This is a genomic window from Longimicrobium sp., from assembly GCF_036554565.1.
GTDB lineage: Bacteria > Gemmatimonadota > Gemmatimonadetes > Longimicrobiales > Longimicrobiaceae > Longimicrobium.
On the sequence record NZ_DATBNB010000623.1, the window covers coordinates 1 to 5,302 of the forward strand.

At 69.7% G+C, this 5,302-nt stretch carries 6 protein-coding genes; 5 read left to right on the forward strand and 1 reads right to left on the reverse strand.

Going from position 1 to position 5,302, the window contains the following annotated elements:
* Positions 1–1,728, reverse strand: a 1,728-nt coding sequence (locus VIB55_RS17265; RefSeq protein ID WP_331877913.1) for a DUF2779 domain-containing protein, incomplete at its 3' end; no start/stop codon positions are given.
* Positions 1,729–2,017: 289 nt separating this feature from the next.
* Between VIB55_RS17265 and VIB55_RS17270 the strand changes: the two genes are divergently transcribed.
* From VIB55_RS17270 to VIB55_RS17290, 5 genes are all read left to right on the forward strand, one after another.
* Positions 2,018–4,072 carry a PAS domain S-box protein gene (locus VIB55_RS17270; RefSeq protein WP_331877914.1) on the forward strand — a complete coding sequence of 685 codons (2,055 nt, stop codon included), beginning with the start codon at positions 2,018–2,020 and terminating at the stop codon, positions 4,070–4,072.
* A 109-nt stretch (positions 4,073–4,181) separates the two neighbouring features.
* Positions 4,182–4,352, forward strand: a complete 171-nt coding sequence (locus VIB55_RS17275) for a hypothetical protein (RefSeq protein WP_331877915.1) — start codon at positions 4,182–4,184, stop codon at positions 4,350–4,352.
* A 166-nt stretch (positions 4,353–4,518) separates the two neighbouring features.
* Complete coding sequence (locus VIB55_RS17280) at positions 4,519–4,806, forward strand: hypothetical protein (protein ID WP_331877916.1); 288 nt, start codon at positions 4,519–4,521, stop codon at positions 4,804–4,806.
* A 48-nt stretch (positions 4,807–4,854) separates the two neighbouring features.
* On the forward strand, positions 4,855–5,067 hold the full coding sequence (locus VIB55_RS17285; RefSeq protein WP_331877917.1) for a hypothetical protein: 213 nt from the start codon (positions 4,855–4,857) through the stop codon (positions 5,065–5,067).
* Positions 5,064–5,240 carry a hypothetical protein gene (locus VIB55_RS17290; RefSeq protein WP_331877918.1) on the forward strand — a complete coding sequence of 59 codons (177 nt, stop codon included), beginning with the start codon at positions 5,064–5,066 and terminating at the stop codon, positions 5,238–5,240. Before VIB55_RS17285 ends, VIB55_RS17290 begins: the two co-directional genes overlap by 4 nt.
* Positions 5,241–5,302 lie beyond the last annotated feature (62 nt).

The following is a 5,302-nucleotide window of genomic DNA, read 5'->3' on the forward strand; positions in this document are numbered from 1 at the left end:
CTCCTCCCGCGCGACGGCATCGCGTGACTCCGCGCCGTACATCATGGCCTGGTAGGCGCGGACGGCGGCGGTGCCTTCTCGCACTTCGAACGGCGCCCCCGCGATCTCCACCGCCGGCAGCGAGCCGTAGAGGCAGGCGGCGCCCGGCCCGTCGTACTCCGGAAACGCATCCCGCACCCGCGGGTTCTCTGCCCACACGGCCCGTACCACGTACTTGATCGACGTACGCCCACCCATCCGCGGATGGAAGTAGTGGTCGAAGGTGAGCTTGTTCATGTCCACCAGTCGGCCCTCCAGCTCCTCCGCCCACCCGCACACGTCCGCGTCGGCCTCGCCGCGCTCGGCGAGCTGCGAATGGATTTTCCTCAGGATGGTGCGTTCGTGGGTCGCCCACATGAACACGGTTCCGGCGTCACCCACGGTGTTCCGCAGGGTCTCGGCGAACTCGCGGTTGGGAAAGGCGTCGGTGGAGTTTATCCATTCCGAATGCACCGGGGCGGCGCCGGGGTGGGGCACGGTGTGGCAGCTCCACTGGTACGCCACCGGCTCGTACGGCCGCATGCCCGCGTGGTAGGGAATGGCCAGCGCCGACGTCTCGAAATCGATGAAGTGAAGAGGGTAGGTGAACCCGTCCAGGATACGAGGAAAGTCTTCGCTCACCCACTCGCGGTTGATCCGGGTGTTGCGCAGCTGGATCAACTGGCGGGTGTTCGCCGCCCCCACTGAGCCATCCGCCTTTACCAGATGCGCCTCGTCCATGTCCAACAGGCGCACGCGACGCTCGTTGATCAGTCGGTTGGCGACGGGGCTGCGCAGGCCGCCGATGGTGGCTACGGAGTAGATGTCGAAGAGGTTGGGGCGCACGTCGGCCAGATCGCCCCAGCAGCCGGCGAACAGGCGTGCGTCGCCCGCTTCCGTTTCGTCGTGCAGCTCGCATTCGCGGCACTTCACCGAGATGGGCACCAGAATGGGCCGGGGCTGCGGAACCAGGCTCGTCACGAACTCGGTCGCGGCGCCGATTACCTCCCCCAGCACCAGCTCCACCTCGGCCGAGATGTCGACCTTGGCCAGGAACGGCTTCCGCCGCAGCGCCTCGGCGTCCCCGTGGAACGTCACGGCGGGGCGGCCGCCGTGGGGGGCGCGCTCCAGCCGGAACCACTGCCACAGCCCGTCGAGCTCCGTTCGCGCGTCGCGGTCCGGCATCATCAGGAACGGCCGGATGTGCCAGCCGGGCAGCGCCTGCCGCGCCACCCACGTCTGAAACGCGACATCTTCCACGTGCGGCGGCCACTTGTCCACCAGCGGATGCGGCGGCTTTTTCCCCCGCATCACGCCCGGCAGCCCGGCCTGCAGGCGGGCACGGTGCTCGTCCCCGGGAAACGAGGCAGACTTTACCTCGATCAGATGCACCTCGTCACCACGCCGGACCAGCACGTCCACGCGGGCGTGAAGCGCGCCGGCGACGAACGTTGCTTCGAACAGGACGCAGTCACCCTGCTCGATCTCGTGCCGGGTGCGCTCCGCGGCCTGCTCCGGCGTGCCGTGAAAGCCGATGTACCGGCCGCCGGGGTGCATCTGGCGGGCGATCTCCTCGACCATGAACCCGCCCTCGGCCAGCAGGCGCATGTATTCGTCGCCTGTGTCGTTGGGAAACTGCCCGGTCTTGCGGTAGTAGAGCTTCGTGGCGCATGTACGCGCGACTTTGTAATCGGACTTGGTGAGGTACATGGACGGAGGCGGCGGAGGGAGGCCGGCGGGTGCCGAAACGGATGACGGCTCCAAGGCTACACGCGCCGGCCAAGCGCCACAATTCTTTCGGGACATTTTCGGCCCACGGAGGCGGTTGCCTTCCGCACATCCGCTCTACATCCTCGCCATCTGCCAAGCCGGCTTCCGGCTCCACCGTAAGCCGGGGTTGGATCGCTGCGCGCGCCGACGCTTGTTCGCGGGCGGGCGCTTTCGTTAGCTTTCCCGTGCCACGCAGGCCCCCGCCCTCCGCAGTGTCGCAGCCGTCGCCATGAGCCACCCCGACCTGACCTCCACCCCGCCGCAAACCGCCGCCTCCGAGGCGGACCTGCTGCGCGCCCGCGTCGCCGAGCTGGAGCGCCAGCTGGACGAGGCGCGCACCGCCGGCGCCGCACTCGCCGAGAACGAGCAGCGGTACCGCGCGCTGGTGGATGCCGACCCGGACGGCGTCGTCATCATCGACGCGGAATCCACCATTGTGGCGGTGAACCCGGCCATGTGCAGGATCTTCGGATACCCGGCGCACCAGATGGTGGGCAAGCCGCTCACCGTGCTGATGCCGCACCGCCTGCGTGCGGGCCACATGGGCGGCACCCGGCGCTACATGATGACGGGCGAGCGGAGCATCCCGTGGCGCGGCGTGCAGGTGCCCGCGCTGCGCCGCGACGGCAGCGAGTTCCCCGTGGAGATCAACTTCGGCGAGTACCGCCGCGACGGGCAGCGGTTCTTCGCCGGCTTCATGACCGACATCACCGAGCGCGTGCGCGACCAGGAGGCGCTGCAGTTCCAGACCACGCTGCTGCAGGCGCAGAGCAACGTGGCCATCGACGGAATCCTGGTTTCGCACCAGGGCCGCGTGCTGAACATGAACCGGCGCTACGCCGAGATCTTCAACGTTCCCGAGGAACTGCGCGCGCCGGAGCGGTGCGTGGAGATGTTCGCGTGGGCCGTGCGCCAGGCCGCCGACCCCGACGGGTACCGCCGGACGATCGAAGGGCTGCGCGAAGACTTCCAGACTGTGCACCGCGACGAGGTGCTGCTGGCCGACGGGCGCGTGCTGGACCGCTATTCGGCGCCGCTGGCGAGCGAGGCGGGCGAGGTGTACGGGCGCATCTGGATGGTGCGCGACATTACCGAGCGCAAGCAGTTCGAGGTGAAGCTCAAGGAGGCCAAGGAAGCGGCCGAGGCGGCCAACGAGGCCAAGAGCGAGTTCCTGTCGCGCATGAGCCACGAGCTGCGCACCCCCATGAACAGCATCCTGGGGTTCGGGCAGCTGCTTCAGCGCAGCCCGCTGCCGGCCGACCAGGCGCGCAGCGTCGAGCACATCCTCAAGGCCGGCCGGCACCTGCTGAACCTGATCAACGAGGTGCTGGAGATCGCCCGCATCGAGGCCAACCAGCAGCAGCTGTCGCTGGAGCCCGTGCACGCCGCCACCCTGCTGAACGAGGCGCTCGCCCTGGTGCGTCCCACGGCCGACCAGCGCCCGGTGCAGCTGTCCGCCCGCGCGCCGCAGGGCAGCGACGCCTACGTGCGCGCCGACCAGCAGCGGCTGATGCAGGTGCTGCTGAACCTGCTTTCCAACGCCATCAAGTACAACCGCTCGGGCGGCGCGGTGGAGCTCCTGGCCCGGCCGGCGGTGGGGGCGGATGGAAGCGCGTTCCTGGCCATCGGCGTGCGCGACACGGGGCCGGGCATTCCCCCCGACCGCCTGGGCGAGCTGTTCGTCGCGTTTTCGCGGCTGGGGGCGGAGCGCTCCGGGGTGGAGGGCACCGGGCTGGGACTCGCCCTATCCCAACGCCTGGTGGAGGTGATGGGCGGGCAGCTGCGGGTGGAAAGCGCCGTGGGCGAGGGGAGCACCTTCTGGGTGGAGCTTCCGGTCACCGAAAGCCCGCGCGAGCGGCTGGAGCCCGGGTGGACCGATGGGGCGCGGGCGGACACGGCGGCCCGGCCGGCCCGCACCATCCTGTACGTGGAAGACAACCTGGCCAACCTGGACCTGGTGGAAACCATCCTGATGGACCGGCCGGAGATCAGCCTGATCCCCGCGCTGCAGGGGCGGCTGGGGCTTCAGCTGGCGCGCGAGCACAGGCCGGACCTGGTGCTGCTGGACCTTCACCTTCCCGACATCTCGGGCGAGATGGTGCTCCACGAGTTGCGCGCTGACGAGCGCACGCGCCACGTCCCCGTGCTGGTGATCAGCGCCGATGCCACCACCCGCCAGGTCGAGCGTCTGCGTGCGGCGGGTGCGCGCGACTACCTGACCAAGCCCCTGGACGTGGACCAGTTCCTCACGGCGGTGGACGCCGCGCTGGGCGTGGAAGCGTAGGACGGAGTCGATCGCCGGTGCATGCGGCGGGGTGCCTCCGGCGCGCTGGGCACGAAGGTCGCAGCCCGGGAGCGCAGGTACCCGGCAATCCATGGACAGGAGGCACGCAGTGGCAGACGCGAGCACGTTGACCGATGCGGAGCGCGCCAAACTGGAGCAGCGCCGCGACCGGCTGATGAAGCTGTTGAAGGACGGCGGCGGCGAACCCCTGGACGCGGACGATCGCGCCGACCTGATGCAGGAGTGGACCAGGATCGACAACCTCCTGAACCGCCGGTAAATCCTCTCCGCGGCGCTCGGCGACTGCTATCGCCGTGCGCCGCCGGGGGACCGTTCCTGATCTCGCGGGGTTCTACAGGGGCTGGATGACTCCCCACTCTGGGCAGCATGCAGTATTCCCATGCCCCAAGTGATTCATGTCATCTCCGATCGAACCGCGTCCCGTGATGTCGACCGAAAGCTCGGACCGCCTCAACACGGCCCTTCAGCTCAGCCAGGAACTGCAGTCCCCCGCCGCCGACGGCGACGCCAAGCTGGCGACCCTGCGCACGCTGCTGGACCAGTGCCGCGACGGCATCCGCCGCGAAAAGCCCCGCTTCGGCAGGCAGCGGATCGAGGCGCTGAACAAGGCCCGCAGCTACGTGCACTTCCTGCCCAGCCTTCAGCATCCGCAGGCCGCCGGCCGTCTGCAGGGCGTCGCCCGCCGCATCCGCACCGCCCTTCGCTCCGCGTAGGCTCCCCGGCGCCGGCAAGGGCCATCCCCTTTCTCCCGCGGGAGCTGCATGACCGAAGGCTATATCACCTTTACCACCGGCACGGGCGGAACGTGGATCGCCTGGCACACCGGCACCAAGCCGCCGGAGAACGCCACGGGCCGCGACATGATGGGCCTCCCCGGACCGGTGAGCTTCGCCATCGGTGCCACGTCGGAGGATGCCCTCTCCAAGCTGCGCGCGGAAATGCGGACCGACGCGGCGGCCGGGAGCCCCGCATGACGCAGACGCCCGGACTCCGCCAGCCCAAGCAGGGCGAACGAACGGGAACGGCCTGCCCCGTGTGCGGCGACGCGGTGCTCCGGCAGGAAACGTTCGGAAAGGCCGGCGCGCTCGCCGGCCATCGGCTCGTGTGCAGCAAGCGCGGCTGCCCCTGGCAGGGCCGCTCCGCCTGACCGGCGGCTGAACGGCCAAGCGAGCGCGGGGCGCCGGATCCAACGATCCGGCGCCCCGCTTC

Coding starts and splice junctions, on each gene's coding strand:
- VIB55_RS17280 (WP_331877916.1), top strand. CDS start 4,519: ATGTCGACCGAAAGCTCGGACCGCCTCAACACGGCCCTTCAGCTCAGC.
- VIB55_RS17290 (WP_331877918.1), top strand. CDS start 5,064: ATGACGCAGACGCCCGGACTCCGCCAGCCCAAGCAGGGCGAACGAACG.
- VIB55_RS17285 (WP_331877917.1), top strand. CDS start 4,855: ATGACCGAAGGCTATATCACCTTTACCACCGGCACGGGCGGAACGTGG.
- VIB55_RS17270 (WP_331877914.1), top strand. CDS start 2,018: ATGAGCCACCCCGACCTGACCTCCACCCCGCCGCAAACCGCCGCCTCC.